Here is a 19,773-nt window from a genome sequence, read left to right as displayed (position 1 = left end):
GCCGGGCCCGGCACAGAGATGTGCCTACTTCACAGGCATTATGCCCACATCGCCTGCACGGTACCCGCATCTCCCGGATCCTGCTCCGCCGCCTCGTTGGCCGGCCACGCCGACGCCGGGTTTCCGCAGCACTTCTTGTACTTGCGCTCCGAACCGCACCAGCAGGGCCCATTCCGGGGCGGAGGCCAGTCTGTGACCTGCCCCCGGCGGGCCAGTTCGGCCGCGTAGCCGGACTGGGCGGTCGACGTAATCGGGCGATCCACCGTTTGCAGCCACATGCGTCTCCAGTCCGTCCACCGTGGCCCGGCCGACCGCCAGGTGCGTGGCGCCCTGGTCCGACAGCTCGCGCAGGGTCTGCTCGACCTGTCACAGATGACCGGCATGGTCGTCGCCGTACCCCTCGCGGCCTTCGGCCAGCGCTGAAGCAGCCGGACGAACTCCTCCGGCGGCCAGAACAAGACGCAGGTCGTGCGGGGCTGGGCTGGGGCCGTGTGGTAGGCCGCGGCCTCCTGCCGCACGGCGTTGATCTCGTCCTCCATGGCCTCCGGGTCGCTCTCCCAGGTGGCGCGTTGCCGTCTCGGATCGTGCAGTTCGTCCAGCAGGCGTGCCGCGCCGACCAGGGACGCGCGGGCCTCGTGCAGCTCGTCTGCGAGGTCTTCGCAGTCGTCGTGCCCGACCAGTTGCTCGACCGCCATCGCGCGCTCGGCTCCTGCCACGGATGCCGGAGTGAGCGGAGTGCTCGGGCTGAGCGCGTGCGTGATCCCGGCGGTGAACCACTCCACGGCCGCCCGGGGTTCGTCGTTCGACTCCAGCAGTTCGGCCACGTAGTGCCAAGATCCGGCCTCTTCGGGATGGCGCGCTCGCAGACCAGCGATCACTTCCCGAGCCGCGTCGACCCGGCCCATGTCCCAGAGTGCCTCAGCCCGGTACGCCCTGACCATCTCCGGCTCCTCGCACCCCGCCTCCAGCAGTCGGTCATAGATGGCGAGTGCCCGGTGGAACTCCTTGGCCAGGGTCCATTGACTCGCGGCCTCCAGAAGGGTTTCCTCCGGGAATTCCAGATACGCGTTGGCCGACTCCTCCATCGCGACGGCGGCTTCCGCACCGGAGGCGTATAAACGGGAGGCGGGCTGAGACGAGTGCTTGCGGCGGGCCTGGGCCTTCGGCTTTGTCTTCCTGGGGTGGCGCTTGCTGGACATGCTCTCTCAACTTAGCGGCACGTAAAGGGAGCCCGCATTCCCTCTCAGGGGTGAGCACGTACTCGGGAACTCGGGAGCCCGTCAGGAGTCATGGGACGGAGTCGCCGACTCCGTCCGGATGCGGAGCAGAACATCGGCCAGCTCCCCTATTCGGGCACGCAACTCCCGGTACGGCAGGGAGAGGTCGACGACATGGCGGTAAAGCCGGATCACCTTGTCGGCCACGGGTATCTCCATGAGGTTCTCGTTCCCGGCGGCGGATACGAGGTGTCCTTCGGCGATCCCGAGGCGTACGCAGTAGGCGAACATCTGGTACAGGTCGGCCCGTTTGGTGCCGTCCTTGTACTTGGCGTCGACGATGATCGCCGGGGCGAGCCGACGGCGGCCGTCAGCGGGTGGCAGATAGTGGATGAGGTCGGGCTTCAGCAGCTCCTTCTTGCCCAGGTCGAGGTGGTGGTCCCGGTCGCGGGGCTCGGCACGGCCGCCGGCGCGGCGCTGGAGTTCCTCTCCCAGCGCGGTGGCGAGGAACGTCTCGAAGACTCGCCACATCTCCAGCAGCAGGCCGTCGACGAGGACGCGGCGGCCGTCGTCGAGTTCGTAGGATGCGCCGCGCAGGATCAGTTCTGCGAGGCCGAGGGCCCGTTGGTAGCGGGTGTTGAGTCGAGTTGCCGTCCAGGCGGGCAGCGGTGCTCCCGGCCGTGGGGCGGTGACTCCGTCCAGCTGGGCCACGACTCTGCGCAGCCTGGCCCTGAGGGTGGGGTCGAGGCCGGGGAGTGTGACGAGTCGGCGAGCGGCGCCGAGCAGGATGCGGTTCTCGCCGATGTCGGGTGTGTGGTCGTCGTAGGTGACTTCCAGCGGGAGCGCGAGGCCGGGGCGGCGGCGTAGCTGCGCGGGGGCGCGCAGTCGGCCGCGCAGCATCGGGAGGGTGTCGTCGACCTCGCGGTATCCGAGGAGTACGCCGGGCCGGAGCGCACGGTCGGCGGCCTCGGTGAAGGCGTAGCCGACGGCGGGCAGCAGCTCGTGGCGGGCCCCGGCTTCCACGGGCTCGTCCGACCATTTGGCGTGTCCCGCGGCGTAGGCCAGGAGGTAGAGGAGCCGGTCCACGGGGATCTTGGGGGCGATGCGCAGTTGTACGGCGGAGTCGACGCCGCCGAGTCTGACTCCCCCGACCATGGCTTTGGCACGCAGCTCGTAGCGGTCCCGGGTGCCGTTCTTCTGTCGTCCGGCGGGTTTGATGTCGACGAGTTTCGAGGCGCGCTCGCTCGTCAGGACGTGTGCCTGTCCCGGGGTGAGCGTCCAGGTGCTCCAGGGGTCGCCCTCGGTGATGTCGATGCGGGCGAGGTCGGAAGGCGTGGTCATGCGTCGGCCTGGGGCGGTTCGTCACTGGGCAGCTCTTCGCGCAGCGAATCCAGGCCGTACTGGGCGTTGATGTCGATGTCGTCGCCCCAGTGGTAGTCGGCCAGGAGGGGCAGGATCTGGGTCCGCCAGAGCCGTTCGAGCGCCGCCGGGCCGGTGTGCACGGCGGGCCGCATGAAGTATGAGGGTCCGATGCGGAAGTCCCGGTCGCCGGAGGGGTTTTCGCCGATGCGTTCGTTCAGGGCGTCGAGGAGCAGCGCGGTCTCCTGGGACAGTTCCTTCTTCTCCAGCCAGCGGGACAGCATGGAGGCAGTCGGATCGGTGCTCGGGTGGAGCTCCATGAAGGAGAAGCGCCGGCGCATAGCCGCGTCCATCAGAGCGATGGAACGGTCGGAGGTGTTCATGGTGCCGAGGATCACCAGGTTTGGCGGGAGCCGGAAGCGGCGTCCCTCGTCGGAGCCGTAGAGGAGGTGGACGAACTCCTTGCGGTATTCGAGGAGGAAGTAGAGCTCGCCGAAGACCTTCGCGAGGTTGCCCCGGTTGATCTCGTCGATGACCAGCACGAAGACCTCGGCGGGGCGTCGGCGGGCGGCGTTGGCCAGCCTTTTCAGGGGACCTTCGACGAGGTCGAAGGCGATGCCGGAGCCGGTGTCGGTCTGGCCTCGGCCGTCCCGGGTGCCCTTGCCGTCGGCGGGCGCAGAGCGGACCGCCCTCGGCCTGAAGCCCTCGAAGAAGTCCTCGTAGGAGTAGGCCGGGTGAAACTGGACCAGGCGGAAGTTGGCCTCGCGCCCTCCGGTGAGGTGGCGGGCCAGTGCGAGCGCTGTGTAGGTCTTGCCGGTGCCGGGCGGTCCGTGGAAGATCAGCTGGGGCCGGTCCCTGAGCAGTTCGACGCACTCCTGGAGCCAGGACGGGTCCTCCATGGTCAGCTCGTCGGCGAGCGACTGGGGCGCGTCGGGGAGCACCGCCGCCTCGGAGCCCTCCGTGGGCGCCTGGTCCGGTTCCTCGTCGAGCAGTACCTCCAAGTCCCCGGTGAACTCGGTCAGTTCGACCAGACGTAGATCAGGGTTGCCGAGCGGGCCCTCCATCTCCCTCGGCAGATGCCGGTACAGGTCGAAGGGGGCGTCCAGGTTGTTCCAGGTCACCGTGCGCTGGAGGGTTGCGCCGCCGCCTCCGGAGACCTGCCGGGCGGGTCCGGTGACCGTGCCCAGGTAGGTGTCGGTGCCGTCGGTGGTGACCACGATGTCGCCTTCCCGCATACGGGACAGGAAGGTGTGGAACTCCGCGGCGGTCTGCGCGCGAAGGCTCTGGCCCAGACTTGAGTACGCCTCGTCGACGACTTCGCGGACCTGCTCGGGGGTGGCGCCCTCGTCGAGGGTCGGCAGCCGGTCGGCGGGCATTGAACAGATCCCCTTCTCCTGCCACAGCCCGTTGATCAGACTGTTGCCCCGGCTGTCGTCCCCGCGGACCAGCCAGGCGCGGCGCGGCGGCTCCGCCTCGACGGTGGTGTCACCCCGCGCGGGAACCAGGTCCTTGAGCTCCGAAGGTTCAAGGACGCGGTCGAGCAGCGCGCGTACCGCGCTCGCGCTGGACGCGGGTTCGTCGTACACCCCGTCCCGCACGAGCAGGTTGCGCCACTCGTCGAGTTCCACGGGAGAGAGTCCGAGTTCCTCGGGGACCTCACCGTCCGTACCGAGGACGAGGTGCCAGCCCTCGGGCCGAGGCCCTTGCAGCCAGGGCAGCAGGAAATCCGCGTCCAGCCCGTGGTGCTCCGCCAGATCGTCGGCCCGGATCCACTTGCCGGTGTCGGGAAGCGCCGCGAGGGTCTCTGTGACGCCTTCGAAGGCCGGGCGCTCACTGTCCCAGTAGCCGTAGGAGCTCCGGGCCTGGGCGAGGAAGTCCGCCGCGTCGTAGGTTTCGAGCGCCTTGCGGCCGGGACCTGTGAGCCGCCACTGCCGTCCGGTCTTGCGCAGCCAGCCAGCCTTGCCCAGGTTGATGCTCTCGTAGCGGAGCCGCTTCTCGACCGCGGTCTCCACCTCGGGGAAGGCCGCGTGCCAGTCGGACTCCAGCTCCGGGTCCTCCGCCTGAACGAGCTCCCAGACACGGCGGAACGCGAGGCCGTGCCCTTCCGGCTGCCGCGCCAGGATCCGTGCGGCCACCTGCACCACGCGTACGGTCAGGTCGAATGCGGTGGTCATGGACTCCCCCTTGCCCTTGCCTGTTCTTGCCCGTCCCGTCTCGAACCGGCTCGTCCTCGTACTGGTCCCGCGAGATCAATTGCCAGTGAGTACAAGATATCGGCGGCCACTGACAATCATCCGTCCGTGATTGTTTTCGCAAGGTCAGCCCCATTAAGGCCGCCCTGAGGCGCTTACGGCATGGGCTCGGCCGATCAGGCCGGGCAGCCCGTCGGCACCCGGCACCGGATCTGCTTCCCGATCGGCGACCGGCACACATGCCATCCCGGTGCGAGCAGATCCAGCAGCCCCAGACCGCGCCCCGACTCGGCCTCCGGGTCGTGCAGTTCGGTCCCCCGTCGTCTCGGCACCACGCGCGGGTCCGGATCGTGGACGTTGACCGCGATCCCGAACGCGGCCACGTACACCTCCACCACCAGCGGTACGTGATCCCCGCAGGCCCGCACCGAGTTGCCGACCAGCTCCGAGACGATCAGCTGCGCCGCCTCGGCCGCCTCGGCGTCGGCGCCGTAGTCCGCCAGCACCTTGACGGTCAGTCCTCGGAGGAGGCGGAAGGCGTGGGCCGACGCGCTGATGTGCGCGGCGAAGCCCTGGTTGCGGTGGCGGAGGTAGAGGCCCGGGGCGGGCGGAGGGAGGGGGTGGAGGAGTCGGGGGTCGGTGTCTTCGTCGGGGGCGCGGTGGTGGGTGGCGGCGGGAAGGGGGGTGGGGTCGGGCATGGGGCCTCCGGCCTGGGATGTGCGCGGGTGCGCGTTGGGCCAAGTCGCGCTGCGTACTTGCGTGTTCGGCGTCGCAGCACCCTCCCGATGGTGACCACTTCCCCCCGAGGTCGCAAGTTTTCTACCCGATTTGGTGAACCAGCACCAGGAACTGGAGTCAACAGCCGAGTTGGTCGTGCAAGACTGCCGACATGCCCAACTCTCCGCTGGTTCCGACCGTCCGCCGCAGGCGTCTCGGAGCAACGCTGCGGCGCCTGCGCAACGGCGCCGGGATGACGCTCGACGACGCCGCAGCCACCATGGGGTGGAAAGGGCCGAAGCTCTCGAAGATCGAGAGCGCCAACCAGGCCATCCGGCCCGGCGACGTGGCAGCCCTCCTGAAGGCGTACGGCATCAGCGATCCGGATGTGTGCACCGCGCTGGAGAACCTGGCACGGGATGCGGGCAAGAAGGGCTGGTGGCAGACCTACAGCGGGATCGTCTCGCCGTCCTATGCGGACTACATCTCCCTGGAGTCCGACGCGGAGACGATCTGCGCGTGGTCCCCTCTGGTCATCCCGGGGCTCCTGCAGACCGCCGCGTATGCGCGCGAGACCATCGCCGGCGTGACGACGTTCCGGACGCCGGAGGAAGTCGCCGCACTCGCGGAGGTCCGGCTCGCCCGACAGTCAGTACTCACCCGCCCCGGCTCGCCCCTCGAACTCTGGGCGATCATTCACGAAGCCGCGCTGCTTCAGCGCTTCGCCGTCCGCCCGGCCACCATGCGGGAGCAGTTGCGACGCCTGCTGGACACGGCCGACATGCCGAATGTCACGGTTCAGCTGATGCCGCTGGACTGCACAGCACATCCCGGCATGTTGGGCGGTTTCAGCCTCGCCGATTTCCCCCAGCCCATGCCTGTTGTCGTGCTCTTGGAAAACCTCAGCGGCGCGGCATACGTTGAGGGCGACGACGCGGCACCCTTCACCAAAGCCTTCGAACGCATCCGCGCCACGGCCCTCTCGGTGGAGGACTCGCTCGCACGGATCGCCCACATGGAAGAAGGCCACAGGAAGTGAACGACGCGAAGGCTGAGCTGTACGCCTACGACCTCTCTACCGCGATATGGCGAAAGTCCTCCGCCAGCGGAGCGGAGCACGACTGCGTCGAGGTGACCGACCTCCCCGGCGGCGCCAAAGCCGTACGTGACTCGAAGCGGCCCGAGGTCGAACCGCTGCGGTACACGGCGTCCGAGTGGGCCGCGTTCCGCCAGGGTGTGATCTCCGGGGAGCTCTGACCCGACGTGTACGCCAACGGTCGCCTCCCAGCGGTACCGAAGTACGGGAGGCGGCCATCGGCTTGTTTCAGGGCCAGAAGCCGAGCTGTTCGTCGACCCCCAGCTCGGTGACGCTGAACAGGCCGCCGTCTGCGTCCGGTTCGCCGCTCGGCGGCCTCGTCCCTGTGGGCTCGAGTGGTTGCGGGGGTTCGGGGGTGGTCCGTTCCGGCCGGGTGAGCGGGCTGCGGCCCGGCGCGTGGCGCGGGCCCCGGCCGGGGGGCAGAGTCATGACGGGGTTGGTGTACGAGCCGCCGGACTCGGCTGCCTTCTCCATCTCCCTGTAGATGGTGAGGATCCTGTACTTGGTCCGCTCGAAGAGTTCAGGCGACTTGTTCTGGAACGCGCGGAAGCTGTCCAGGACGAGTTCGATGTCGGCCTCTGGGATCCCGTAGAGGTGAAAATACGCGGCGTCCAGCTCGGCTCGGATCTCGAAACGGCGATCCTCGTTCCAGATGAACGGCGGGTCCTCGTCGCTGAGGTGGCGGGCGAAGGGGGCCATCTCGTAGGAGGTGTAGGTGAGTTCGAGGACTCGGTCGCGGATCCAGGGGGCGAGGGTGCTGCCGCCCAGCCAGGGGGTGGGGCGGGTGTAGGTGTCGGGGGGCAGGATCGGGAGCTGTTCCAGGTAGGTGTAGGTGAGGTGGGCGCCGGAGACCTTCTGGCGTGCGGCGAAGTCCAGTACGAAAGCGGAGAGGTTGGCCAGAAGTCCGTCCAGAGGGAGATCCTGCCGGAGCGGCAACAGCAACGGGGCCGTGTGACCTACCGCGGTGCGCGGCACCGCAGAAGCAATGACCGTACGCTCGTCCGAAGCCCGACACACATCCCGCCACCCCAGCAGCCAGTCGTGCCGCCACTCCGTCTCCGGCTGGCCGGGTTCCCCCGCCAGCCGGCTGTCGACCAACTCCTCCGGAATCCAGTACCGAGGCAACGGCGCCTTGGTCGGATCCGCGTGGTCCTCAAGGTCGAAGCGGGGCAACGTGCCCTTGTTGATCTGGGCTTGCGTCGCGTTCTCGAACGTCGCGAAGCGATCGTCGAAATGGTGCACAAACTTGCCCTCGTACAGGGGGAGGGCACGCTTGTCGTCGCGGATGTAAACAGTCTCATCCAAGGTCCAACCGTCCTCGTCAAGATCGTCCTCCGTAAGGAACAGATCTGAGTCACCAGACATGTGGAACATGGTCTTGAACCGCAACCCCCAGGGATTGTCCTCACCCCCCACCCGACGCCACAGCACCGGCACCCGCTCATGAATCCCCCGCAGCACCCTCAAATGCTCCGGACTCTCACACACCGGCGACGTAAGGCTGTTGGGGTTGATGTCCCGGAACCCGGTAGCGTTCAGAGTGAACTCACGCTTGTCTAGCTGGTCCGGACGACGAGCCCGAAAAGCGAGGCGCGTCCACTCGTACCGCAGGGCCGAGCCAGAAACCGTGAACAGACAGAAGCGATACTGGTTATGGACGTCAGGAAACAACTTCTCCTCGTTCTCCATATCCAACACCGTCACCAACTGCCGCCGATCCACCAGATCCGCAAAGAACCCCGACGTCGTCTTGTCCGTAGCGATCCCGGTAGGCAACACCAGCCCCGACATCCCCTCCGGCCCCAACAACATCCGCGCCTTCTCCGCGAACACGGCATACGTGTTGACGTCCCCCTGCCCGGTCAACGGGAAGATCCCCGAGTTCCGCAGCATCAACGTCGTACCGGCCGCCTCCCGCAACGCCACCTGGAAGCCGTCGTACAGCTCCCGCTCCGCCCGCTCCGCACTCTCCTTCAACCCCGCGATGAGCTTCTTCCGCTCGCTCGCGTTCGCCGCGTCCGCGATCTCGTCCTCACCCCGGGCCGCGAACCACTCCTTCTCCTGGATCTTGACCCGCTCCCACGGCGGGTTGCCGAGCACACAGTCGAAGCCGCCCTGCCAGCCCGTGTCGGGATTGTGGTCGTCGTCCTCGTCGTTCTCGACGCGGAAGACACGGGGAAACTCCAGGTGCCAGTGGAAAAAACGGTTACGGCTGACGATCGCGTCGAGCTGCTGCTCGCCCGAGAGCCTGCGCTCCTCGTCCTCCTCTGCCGCTGTCACCGCCACCGCTTCCGCCAAGTCCCCTCCCTCCACCAGCTGTTCGAGGACCGAGCTAGTGACCGCCGGCGGAGCCTTCTCGCTCTTCGGCCACAGGAACGCCGCGCACCAAGCGTCCGCGACGCGCTTGAGGCGGCGCAGGTGCGGTGACTTGGCGAGGTATTCCTCGTAGGCGCGCGCGTGGTCGCGTACGTCGGCAAGCGTGCGGTCCGGGAGCTTCGCCAGTTCCTCGGCCTCCATCCGCAGCTCGGCCGTCCCCGTTCGCGCCAGGGCGGCACCGATGGCCGTCTGGGTGCCCTTCCCTCCCGAGCGCTCCTTCTTGTTGGCGGCCTTCAGGGCGGTGAGGATCTTGGAGTTGTCACCCGCCAGCTTCTTGAACGCTCCGTCCGGCACGCCCTCCGCGATCAGCTTCGGCGTCGTTCCCAGAAGCGCGTTGCCCACCTTGATGCGGTCGTCCAGATACGCGAGCGGCTGGCCGGGTTCCAGGGACTCCAGCCACAGGGAGACCTTGGCGAGTTCCACGGCCATGGGGTTGAGGTCGACGCCGTGGACGCAGTTGCGTACGACGTCGGCCATCGCCGCCCGTACCTTCTCCGGGGCCGGCTCCGGCTCTCCCGTGTCCAGTTGGGCGTACCGCAAGGCGATACGGCGGGCGGCGGCCACCAGGACATGGCCCGAGCCGCACGCCGGATCCACCAGATTGATCTTGAGCAGCTCATGAGGGTTGCCGTTGATCACGCGCCGCTCTATGACCGGGTCGAGCGCCTGGTCCAGGAGCTTCTCGATGAGGACGGTCGGGGTGTAGTAGGCGCCGGTCGTCTTGCGCTTGTTGCCCGCGAGCGTCTGGAGCCGGAAGCGGCCGGTCGCCGGGTCGCGGCGCGGAACGAGTTCGAGCAGGGATTCGTAGACGCTGCCGAGTTCGTCGGCTCCCAGGTGACGGTAGTCGACGCGCTGCCAGCGCCCGCCCTCGTCTCGTACCCGGGCCAGCAGCCGTACGGCCTCCAGGAGGTGTTCGTTGGGGAGTTCGGCGGCACGCAGGGGCTCGGCCCTGCCCAGCAGGGTGGCGGCGGCCGAGTCCTCCTTCGCCCGGAAGTACAGGCCGCCGAGTTCGGGCAGGGCCAGCTGAGGTTGACCGCCGTCGGTGCCGAGGGCGTCTAGGACCATGGCGAGGGCGCGCCAGAGGTCGGTGTTGCGGTCACCGGGCCGCCGGAACGCGATACGGCGCAGACGGCGGGTGGAGAAGTAGCGGGCGTACCGGTCGCGGGCGTCCTGCATCTCGGGCGTATCCGTCCGGTCGAGCAGGATGCTCCGGTCCTCCGCGACGAACAGGAACACCAACTGGTAGGCCAGGCGGAGCAGTTCGTGGTGGAGCTCCTCCAGGGCCTCAAGGCCTCTCCGGCCGCCGCGGGAGACCGCGCTGTACAGGTCGGGATTGGCCGCCAGGAAGCCGGTGCCGAGGACGCCGATGGCCTCGGCGACCTGGTCGCGGAGGTTGTCCCGGGCGCGCAGGCCGGTCTCGATGGCGTAGGTGCGCAGCCATTCGATGCGGCAGTCGGCGGCCGTGAGGGCGGGGGCGTCGGCGCCTGTGTCCTCGTCCCCCAGTTCCGCCTGGGTCGACTGGTCGTCGCCCTCCGCCCGCTCCCCCTCGGCGGCCTCGGACTCGATGTCCTGCTCGCTCTGCGCGCGACGCCCGCGGCGCTTCTTCTCCGGCTTGGCGACCAGTTCGAAGCGGGAGGCGTGCAGGAGGGAGTAAAGCAGCACGAAATCGGCGTACTGCTGGCCGTCGAAGATCGCTTCGAGGTCGAACTCGACGTATGCCGAGCCGACCAGGGAGGTGGAGTCGCGCAGGACGCGCAGCACCTGGCCGTTGGAGAGCAGGCCCCACACGTGCTTGCCGGAGACGTTGAGCAGTTCCTGGAGCACGGACTGGGGGGCGCGCCGGTTGCCGACCCTGCCGTCCAGGGAGGTGCCCCAGGCCAGCAGGTGGACCGGCAGGTGGTCCTGCCAGCGGTGACTGGCCCGGCAGGTCTCGTCCCGGCCGGGAATCCTGACGGTCACGCCCGCGCCGCTGAGCCGTCCGTAGCCGAGCTCGGTGAACAGCCGTAGCAGCCAGGCCTTGCGGGTCAGGGTGGTGGCCGTGCTCGTCTCGGGGAGCCTGGCTAGGTCGTCGCGGAAGACGCGGTAGGCGCCGGTGAGGGCGGCCCAGGCCCGGCCGGCGGCGTCGCCGATGCGTTCGCCGCGGTAGAGGCCGTAGTCGGCGGGGGCGCAGCCCGGCAGTTCACGGTCTCCGGCGGCCAGTCTGCCGAGGAGGTCGGCGGTGAGGAGCCGGCCCTCGACGCGTACGGCGGAGGAGGCGGAGACCACGGTCGGCGGTTCGGGGGTGAAGGCGGTCACCGGGCTCCTCCGGCAGGTACGAACACGTAGACGCCGAGGCGGTCGGCGGGGCCCGCGGGCGTCACGGTGATACGGCGGGCCGCCGCGGCGCCCAGGGCCCGGCCGCGTTCGCCCGCGGCCTCGCGGACCCGCAGATGGGCGGCGGCGAGCTGATCCGCCAGCTCCTGGCCGTGGTGCAGCAAGTGGTCGCGTACTTCGGGGAGTTCGAGTTCGCCAAGAGCGCGCCTGATCGTGCGGTGCCGCAGCTCGGGCATGACGTTGCCGTCCGGGGTGGCGGCGAGGAGGGCGGCCGTCTCCGCGTCGTCCAGCCATTCGAGGCCGCCCTCGTCGTCCGGGCGCCAGGCGAGGACGCGGGCGTCCTCGGCGACGAGCTCCTTGGGGCGCGGGGAGTTCTTCTGGGGCAGGCTGAGCTTGAACCGGTAGCGGGTGAGCAGCAGCACCGTGTAGATGTCTACGGCCTTGGTGCGTACGACGCCGAGGCGGCGGGCGGGGCGGTCCTGGTCGCGGATGGCCGGGTCGAGTGCGGAGTCCAGCACGTAGCGCGCGACGGCGCGGACCGCCGGGTCGGTGCGGACCAGCGCCTGTTCGCCCTTGGGTACGGGCAGGTCCTCGCGGAAGACGAGCTCACGGGGGCTGACGGTGGTGCGGGTCCGTCCCCTGGTTGACGTGCGGGCGGAGGCGCGTCCGGTGCCGGCGGCGGCTGCGGCCTGGTCGTCGGCGTCGTAGATGCCGAGCGAGTGGCGGAGTCCGGGCGGCAGTGGGTTCGTCTGGACGGTGAATCCGGCGCCGCGGGTGTCCGTGCGGACGGGGGCGCGCAGGGCGGCCAGGGACTCCCGGGTGAAGACGGCGATGTCGCGGGGTTCGCCGAGGACCTGGCGCAGGGCGCGGAGTTCGTTCTCGACGTCCTGGGGCCGCAGGGCGGAGTGGGCGAACTTGGTGGGCACCTTGGACTCGCGGTCGGCGGCGCTCTCCCATTCGCGGTGGAGCTCGTCACGGGCCCGGCCCAGTTCCTCGTCCGTGCCGAAATCGAAGGCCAGCTGGTCGGGGGCCACCGCCTCAGGGCGGCCACGCAGCAGCAGGCTGCGGGTGAGGGCGTGCAGCACGCCTTGGCCCGCGTCGGGGACGGGAAGGGCTACGCCGGTCTGGCGGGCGATGTCCCGGTGCTTGCGGATCAGTACTTCCAGGACGATTCCGTCGATGCCGGTGTCCGTCTCGTACAGGGTGACGACCTTCACGTGCTCGCTGCGCTGGCCGAACCGGTCGACGCGGCCCTCGCGCTGCTCGTGGCGTGTGGGGTTCCAGGACAGGTCGTAGTGGAGTACGGCGCTGAACCGCTCCTGGAGGTTGACGCCCTCGGAGAGGCAGTCGGTGGCGACCAGCACCTGACGGCCAGGGCGGGCGGCGAGCTCGGCGATGCGCTTCTCGCGGGCCTCTGGCGGGAGGTCACCGGTGACCGCCTCAACGTGGACGCGGCGTTCGAGGGCCTCGGCGAGGTGCTTGCGGACGTAGCGGGCGGTGGGGATGTACCGGCAGAACACGATGGGGTCGTGGCCTTCGTCGATGAGGGCGGTGACCTCGTCGACGAGGAGACGCAGTTTGGCGTCGTGTTCGGGGCCGACTAGGGCCGCGGCGCGCTTCGCGAACGCTTTGAGATGGGGGTCCTGGGGACGATGGCCGGCCTTGCCCGCCGCGGTCGGCTGATCCGCCGGACCGTCGGGGGCGGCCGTGTCGGTCTCGCCGTCACCGGCCGGGGTTTCCGGCGCGCCCGCTGTGTCCTGTCCCGTGGCAGCCAGGCCGTCCTCCGGCGCGAGGACCGCGCCGGGCACCGCGTCCAGGCCCTCGACGGCCTCCTCGTCGGTGGTTTCCAGGACGGACTCGCGGCCGAGCCGGTCGGCCTCCTGCGGCGTGCGGGCCGCGCTGACCGCCGCCCGGGTGGTGAGAGTGGCCTCGGCGGCGTCCGGGGAGGACAGCACACAGCGCAGTAGCGCGAGCACCGACCACCAGCTCATACGGTTGCGCAACTCGCCGTCGGTGTGGCGGACCTGCTCCCGGGCGTAGCCGATGACGTCGGCCACGAATTCCGCGTACGCGGGGTCCAGGCGGTACGGAACCTCGCGGAGCAGCCGGTCACCAGGGAAGGGGGTGTCCTCGCCGAGGAAGGACTTGATGTCGCGGCGCCTGCGCTGCACCAGGTGGCGGGCGAGGCGGTCGCGGTGGGCGGGGATCGTCGGGTCGAGGGCGGCGAGTTTCGGGTCGAGCAACCCGGTGAGCTTGGCGAACGCATCGCTGTCGCCGCTGTGCGGGGTGGCGGTGACCAGCAACAGGTGGCGTCCGGGGTCCTCGGCGAGTCCCTTGAGGAGTTCGTAGCGCTGCTGGCGGCCGGCGCCCGCGCCGATGCAGGTGTGGGCCTCGTCGACGATGAGCAGGTCGGGGCAGGTGCGCAGGAAGGCGTCCCGGCGTTCGCGCTGCTTGATGAAGTCGGTGGAGACGATCGTGTAGGGGTAGCGGTCGAAGATCGTCTGGTCGGGATCGAGGATGCCCCGCTCGAGCCGGGCCGCGGTCGAGGGCAGGACGAGTTCCGCGTCCAGGCCGAACTTCTCGTGAAGCTCACGCTGCCACTGCTCGGCCAGCGCGGGGGAACAAAGGACGGACAGTTTGACGGCCGAGCCCTGTTCCAGCAGTTCTCTGGCGATCAGGGCGGCCTCGACGGTCTTGCCGATGCCGACGTCGTCGCCGATCAGCAGCCGTACGGTGTCCATGCGCAGGGCCACCATGAGCGGCACCAGCTGGTACTGGCGGGGCTGTACGGCGATCCCGGACAGGCAGCGGAAGGGGCCCGCGCTGGAGGTCCCGGTGATCCGCAGCGCGGTGCGCAGCAGGGACGCGGATGCGAAGTCCCCGATGTCCTCCCCGCCGGGGAACAGGTCCCCGGAAGCGGCCTCGTCGGGATCCGGCAGCGGCGGCAGGCTCGGGGCAGCGAAGCCGGGGTCGGCCGTTTCCCCGGGGAAGAGCAGGGTGTCGAACTCGCTGTCCCCGTCGAGCGGCCGGGCGATCACGAAGTCGTCCGTGGTGCCCGGGAGCACCACCCAGTCGCGGCCCCGCGCCGAGACCAGGGAGCCGGGGGCGTGCCGGGGGCTCATCGGGTGCCCCTGCCCGGGCCGAAGACGTTCGGGTGTGCGCGCACCGTGTTGTGCCACTCCTTGTCACTGTCACTGCCGATTTCGATCACGAGCCAGCTGCGGTTCTCCAGCCGCGTCCGGGCCCGTGTGTCGCGCGTGTCGTCGGGTGTGCCGTGACCTGGGAGGTCCAGGAAGACCGCGACGTCCGCGTCCGAGAGACGGTAGACGAAGTCCGGCACCGCGCGCGCCGAGGTCACCTCCTCGCTGGTGGCGTCGGGGAGCCGGTAGCCGTTTTCGCGCAGCCACCGCACGAAGTCGCCGCCGCCCGCGTGCGGGCTCCGGACGGCCAGGTCGGCGGCGTGCAGCACCGGGCTGGCGGCCTGCGGCTGCCGCTGGACGGCGCGGCTCGCGGCGAGGTCGCGGAGCAGGTCGACCACGAGAAGCCGACGGATGTCGGGGTGGAAGCGCTGGTTGTGGTAGGTGAGCAGGCAGTCGTAGCAGCCGAACTCGCAGCGTTCCCGGGCACCCTTGGCCTGGCCGAGGTCAGTGCCGTCGGGTTTGACGTGGATGATCTCCAGGGCCTGCCCGGCCACGGCTGCCAGCGCGTCCTCGTCGTCGTGGAGCAGCCGCAGAACACCCGCGCCGCCCTCCGCGCCCTCGACGAACAGCATGCGGGCCCGCCCGTCCGGGTCGGGGAGGTCCTCGCTGTTGAGTTCGGCGTCCTCCAGCTGGTAGTACGCCTCGATGCCGCGTTCCAGGGCGTAGCGCAGGGTGACGGCGGTCTGCCGGTCGACCGGGGCGGCCAGCCTCAGCACGGCGATGTTCTTGCTGTCCTGGACGTAGGGCACGACCTTGAACGTGCTGCGGGCGCTCTCGAAGGCGGCGAGGGCCTCCTGCTCCGCCGTGGTCTCCGGACGCTCGGCCGCGGCCTTTCCCTCACTCAGCCAGCGGCCGGAGACAGGATCCAGCCAGAATCCGACATCGCTGCGGATCTTGCGCTTGCGGCGGCCCAGGTTGATCACGTGGACGCCGGCGTCTCCGTACGTCAGCTCGGCGACCGCCCGCTCCGTCCCATCGGGAACGGGCTTGGTGATGTCGGCCGTCAGGCTGCCGTGGTGGAAGCGGTAGGCCGTACGCAGTTCGAACCCTTCCTTGAGGCGCTCCTCCTCGTCGGAGGAGATGCGGCGACGGGGTTCGGCGTACACCGTCGTGAGCTGCATCAGGCGGTTGAGGATCTCGACTAGCGGGGCGTGGCAGTGCACACAGGTGTCGCGGCCCTCGCTGCGCTCGTGCCAGTAGCCGCAGGCCCGGCAGACCTTGGCATCGATGGTGGCGATCTGCCCGGGGTTGTCGCTGATCGGCACCTGGACGTTCGACACCGTGTAGCGGCGCCCCTCGTGGTAGATCAGGGCACCGGGTCCGAACTCGCCGATGGCGATGAACCGGGGGCGCTGGATGTAGGCGCCGCGCTTCTGTCCGTACCGGCTCTCGCCGCGCTCTCCGGGAACGTACGCGGCAAGGGGCAGCCGGGGAAACGAGTAGCCGGGCAGGAAGCCCTCGGAGGCGAAGTAGCGGTAGGTGTAGAAGTCGGAGAACGAGTCGTCGTTGTTGTCGGAGCTCTCGTTGCGCAGCAGCTTGAGCTGGTTCTCGGCCTGGGCCCGGCGAGCCTGGGCACGGCGCCGGTCGCGCGCGGTGCCGGAAGTGTCATCGGCGAGACGGTGCTGTTCGGCGCGCTCCTCGAAGGCCCTCCGGTACAGCCGGCGCCACCGGTCGCACGCGTTGTCGAAGCGGCGCCGGGTGTCCCTGACCCGGTCGGTGATCCAGCCGTCGTACCACCAGGAGGTGGTGACGAGATCGCCCGCGAGGGGGGCGAGGAGCTCGGTGCAGCGGGCGATGGCACGCTGCCGGGCGGTCTCACTGTCGAGGGCCGTGGACAGCTTTGTGTGCATGGGCAGGGGCAGCGCCTCCCCGGGCTTCCCGGTGGCCCTGATGTCGATGATGTCGGTCATCGAGGAGCCCAGGGGCACCTGCGTCTCGGCCAGCCAGACGGCTTGGACGTGCGAACGGAGCAGGTCCTCGTTGGTGAGGTCGATGCGCGGTGGGGCGACACTGCCGGAGACCATGAGTCCGGAGCGGCGGAAGTAGTACTGGTCGTGGGCGCTGCCCGTGGAGCAGTACGTGGTGACCAGAGCGGGCTGACCGGAACGGCCCGCGCGGCCGGAACGCTGGGCGTAGTTGGCGGGCGTGGGCGGGACATTGCGCATCGCCACCGCGTTGAGTTCGGCGATGTCGACGCCCAGTTCCATGGTGGGCGAGCAGTAGAGCAGCGGGAGATCGCCGTCCCGGAAGGCGTCCTCGCGTATCTGCCGCATCGTGGACTCGACCTGAGCGGTGTGCTCCCGGGCTTCCAGCCCCCCGAGTTCTGCTGCTGTCTCGCGGTAGAGATCGCGGAAGAACGGATTGACGCGCGCGGTGGCCTCCGGGTCCAGGGTCTTGCGTACGGGGTCCGGCTCCGCGCTCTCCCCGTCGCCCGGCAGCCAGATCAGGGAGGAGACGCACAGCTGGCGGGCGAGACGTCCGTCCGGCCCCTCGTCCACCACGGTGAGCAGGCCGGTTCTCGTCAGCACCTCGAGCAGGTGGTGGATCACGGCGTCCGCGTCGGCGACGGACATCTCCTTGCCTGCCAGCTGGGGCAGTGCCCCGAAGGCTCCGGCCCTGCGGAGGTAACGTCCGTAACCACCCCGGGCACCGAAGTAGACGGCGTCCGCGGAGGGGGCTCCCTTGGGGCCGGGGCCTGCGAACGCCACCCGGGAGGGAGTGCGCGGATCGTTCTCCGGGATCGCCCAGATGCCTGCCAGATGCTTCTCGCTGACGGCCACGAGCTGGTCGTGGCCCAGCTTGGTGAGACGTTTCTCGTCGACGGCCAGAGCTCGGCGCAGTTCGTCGAGGAGTGTGCGGGCGATCTCCTCCCGATGGGCGGGGGCGTCGCCCTCGAGAGCCCAGTGGGTGCCTCGCCACTCCTCCTCGTCGGCGGCGATCTCCGCGAGGGAGGTGTAGTCGAAGCGGAGTAGGCCGGTCTGGGAGAGGTTGGGCATGGTCAGCCGCCAGCCGCGCTCCAGATCGGCGTAGAGCCGGTACGTCAACGCCGATCGCATCGCGGACAGGGTGTCCTCAAGCTGCCGGTACTTCACCTCGGGCTTGCGCGCGAAAGCCGTCAGTGGCAGGGCCAGGGCCTCCGCCACGGCCTCGGGCAGGGTGTCGTGCCGCAGACCGGCTGGCCCCGCCTTGTGCAGCGCCCGATAGAGCGCCCCTCTGACCTGGGTGACCTGTGCGAAGTCGTTGAAGTGTCCAGCCTGGAGACTGGCGTCCTGGCGGTTGTCCACGAAGGTGAGCAACTTGCGGGCCCGCGGCTTGAGTTCGGGCTGACCTCGCAGGGAACGTACGACACTGGCGCTCACCAGGGACACGGCGGAGCTGCGGCCCTCGGCCGAGAAGGTGGCCAGCTTGGCGAAGTCCCGTACGCGCAACTGCTCATAACTGACGCGGCAGCGCGGGCAGAAGCGGAACGGGGCGGCGATCCACCAGGCGCGCAGGCCCGTCCCCCGCTCGGCAGTCACACCGTCGGGCCCGATCCACACCTCCTGAGGCAGGTCACCGGAGCGCCGCTGGACGACGACACGCTGCCCGTTGTCGTCGGTCTCGACCCAGCTGGCCGGAAGCCGCTCCAGGGCCTCTTCCAGGGTGTCGGGCCAGGGCCGCTCCTGGTCCACGTACAGGTAGCCGTCGCCCGGCTCGGCGGGGCCGTCCGGGTCCTGACGAGCCACATACCGACCGGTCTGGGGGCTTCCTTCGACCGTGACGACCGGGAAGTCGTGACCGCACTCGCGGCAGAACGCGAGCGGGACCAGCGGCCACTCCGGGTTGCCGGGCACTCTGACCTGGTACTGGCTGGTCAGGTGGCGGGTGTCCGACGGTTCGAGACTGGCGTAGACCGTGTCCCCCTTGGACAGGAACTGGTGCAGCCGGAAGGCGAACAGCGGTCGGTCGGTCACGTCGTTTTTGGTCTGTGCCCCCGCCTTCAGCATGGTCTCGATCGCGCGGCCACAGGCGGTCTCGTCCTCGCCGCACTCCTTGCGAAGGGCGACCGCCGCCTCGGGGATGGTGGTGGGGCGGCGGCGCTTGACCCGTCCGGTACCCGGCTCCTTGTCGAGTCCGAAGGTGTCCTCGATCCAGACGGCGAGCGGATCCCTGCTCAGGGCGCCGTACGCCTCGGGCAGCTCGGCGGGATCGGCCGCGGCACGTCGTACGGCCTCGGCGAGCGCCGCCCGCCGTTCACTGTCGGGCAGCGGCCGACGGGGAGGGACGGTCGCACGCTGCAGGCTCTCACCGATCACCCGCTCCGGCCGCACCGTCGTACCGAAAAGGCGGCTGGCGACGTCTGCCACCGTCTGCCGCGTCTCGGCGAAGGTCTCGGCGGTGGCCATGGTCGCCGAGGTTCCCACGCACTGAAGACGGGGTGCTTCACAGGCGTCGCGCAGTCTTCGGACGAGAAGAGCGACATCCGCGCCCTGGCGTCCGCGGTAGGTGTGGAGTTCGTCCAGGACGAGGAAGCGCAGGCCCTTCGCCGCGGCGATCAACTCCTGCCGCTCCTCCGGGCGGGTGAGCAGGTACTCCAGCATCATGTAGTTGGTGAGCAGGATGTCCGGCTTGCGGCTCAGCACGGACTTCTTCTGGTCCTTGCGCTCCTGCCCGGTGTACCGGTCGAAGGTGACCGCACCGTGCTGCTCCGGAGGAACTCCCCAGCGGAGATAGCGCTTCAGCTCGTTCCTCTGGCTGTTGGCGAGCGCGTTCATCGGATAGACCACGATCGCGGAGATGCCGTCGGGATTGGGCTCGCGCAGTACCGAGTCGACGATGGGGATGAGGTAGGAGAGGCTCTTACCCGATCCCGTACCGGTCGTCAGGACATACGACTCGCGCGACTTGGCCGCCTCGATCGCCTGGCGCTGGTGATGGTGGAGGGTGAGCGTACGGCTGCCCGGGTCCTCCTTGTCCCGCTTCTCACGGAAGTAGTAGTCCCGGCAGTCGCGGTGCAGCACGTTGTCGTCGACGAGGGCGTCGACCGTTCCGCCGCTTCGGAAGGTGGGGTTGAGGGAGATCCAGGGGTCGGGCCAGCGGGTCTTGTCGCTGCGTTCCTCGTCGAGATGGTTCCTGATGGCCGGATCTCGCACCCATACCAAGGAGGTCGTGAAGTCGTCGTAGTCCTTGATGAGCTGCCGGTGCGTTGCGAACACGTCCATGCTCTCGCCGATCTCCCTTGTGCTCGACTCGCGGCTACGGCTGCCCCGTCGGGCGGGCAGCGGAAACGAGACGGGAGGAGGGCCCATTCCCCCCGTGGGCTC

The 19,773-nt window shown here is 69.4% G+C and carries 9 protein-coding genes; 2 read left to right on the top strand and 7 right to left on the bottom strand.

The window, feature by feature from the left end:
* Positions 1–38 precede the first annotated feature (38 nt).
* The 4 genes from ACFVJQ_RS32165 to ACFVJQ_RS32150 all read right to left on the bottom strand — a co-directional run bounded on the left by ACFVJQ_RS32165 (position 39) and on the right by ACFVJQ_RS32150 (position 5,466).
* On the bottom strand, positions 39–1,199 hold the full coding sequence (locus ACFVJQ_RS32165) for an SEC-C metal-binding domain-containing protein (protein WP_385789101.1): 1,161 nt from the start codon (positions 1,197–1,199) through the stop codon (positions 39–41).
* Positions 1,200–1,280: 81 nt separating this feature from the next.
* Positions 1,281–2,558: an McrC family protein gene (locus tag ACFVJQ_RS32160; protein WP_385789099.1), complete on the bottom strand. Its 1,278-nt coding sequence runs from the start codon at positions 2,556–2,558 to the stop codon at positions 1,281–1,283.
* Positions 2,555–4,750, bottom strand: a complete 2,196-nt coding sequence (locus ACFVJQ_RS32155) for an AAA family ATPase (protein WP_385789097.1) — start codon at positions 4,748–4,750, stop codon at positions 2,555–2,557. The genes ACFVJQ_RS32160 and ACFVJQ_RS32155 overlap by 4 nt, the downstream gene beginning before the upstream one ends.
* Positions 4,751–4,944: 194 nt before the next feature.
* A complete protein-coding gene (locus tag ACFVJQ_RS32150) occupies positions 4,945–5,466 on the bottom strand; it encodes an ATP-binding protein (RefSeq protein WP_385789095.1) in 522 nt (173 codons plus the stop codon).
* A 191-nt stretch (positions 5,467–5,657) separates the two neighbouring features.
* On the opposite strand from ACFVJQ_RS32150, the gene ACFVJQ_RS32145 reads away from it, so the two are divergent.
* Positions 5,658–6,524 carry a helix-turn-helix domain-containing protein gene (locus ACFVJQ_RS32145; protein WP_385789093.1) on the top strand — a complete coding sequence of 289 codons (867 nt, stop codon included), beginning with the start codon at positions 5,658–5,660 and terminating at the stop codon, positions 6,522–6,524.
* On the top strand, positions 6,521–6,742 hold the full coding sequence (locus tag ACFVJQ_RS32140; protein WP_385789091.1) for a DUF397 domain-containing protein: 222 nt from the start codon (positions 6,521–6,523) through the stop codon (positions 6,740–6,742). The genes ACFVJQ_RS32145 and ACFVJQ_RS32140 overlap by 4 nt, the downstream gene beginning before the upstream one ends.
* Before the next feature lie 67 nt (positions 6,743–6,809).
* Here the strand turns inward: ACFVJQ_RS32140 and ACFVJQ_RS32135 are convergent, their stop codons facing one another.
* The 3 genes from ACFVJQ_RS32135 to ACFVJQ_RS32125 are packed head-to-tail and all read right to left on the bottom strand — an operon-like array spanning position 6,810 to position 19,671.
* Entirely contained in the window at positions 6,810–11,252 is a 4,443-nt protein-coding gene (locus tag ACFVJQ_RS32135) for an Eco57I restriction-modification methylase domain-containing protein (RefSeq protein WP_385789089.1), read from the bottom strand.
* Positions 11,249–14,392: a helicase-related protein gene (locus ACFVJQ_RS32130; RefSeq protein ID WP_385789087.1), complete on the bottom strand. Its 3,144-nt coding sequence runs from the start codon at positions 14,390–14,392 to the stop codon at positions 11,249–11,251. Before ACFVJQ_RS32130 ends, ACFVJQ_RS32135 begins: the two co-directional genes overlap by 4 nt.
* Complete coding sequence (locus tag ACFVJQ_RS32125) at positions 14,389–19,671, bottom strand: DEAD/DEAH box helicase (RefSeq protein WP_385789085.1); 5,283 nt, start codon at positions 19,669–19,671, stop codon at positions 14,389–14,391. Before ACFVJQ_RS32125 ends, ACFVJQ_RS32130 begins: the two co-directional genes overlap by 4 nt.
* Positions 19,672–19,773: the final 102 nt, after the last annotated feature.

The organism is Streptomyces sp. NPDC127197, assembly GCF_042672405.1.
Taxonomy (GTDB): domain Bacteria; phylum Actinomycetota; class Actinomycetes; order Streptomycetales; family Streptomycetaceae; genus Streptomyces; species Streptomyces flavusporus.
Note: the sequence above shows the minus strand (reverse complement) of the source record. Positions and strands in the feature narration are given on the sequence as shown.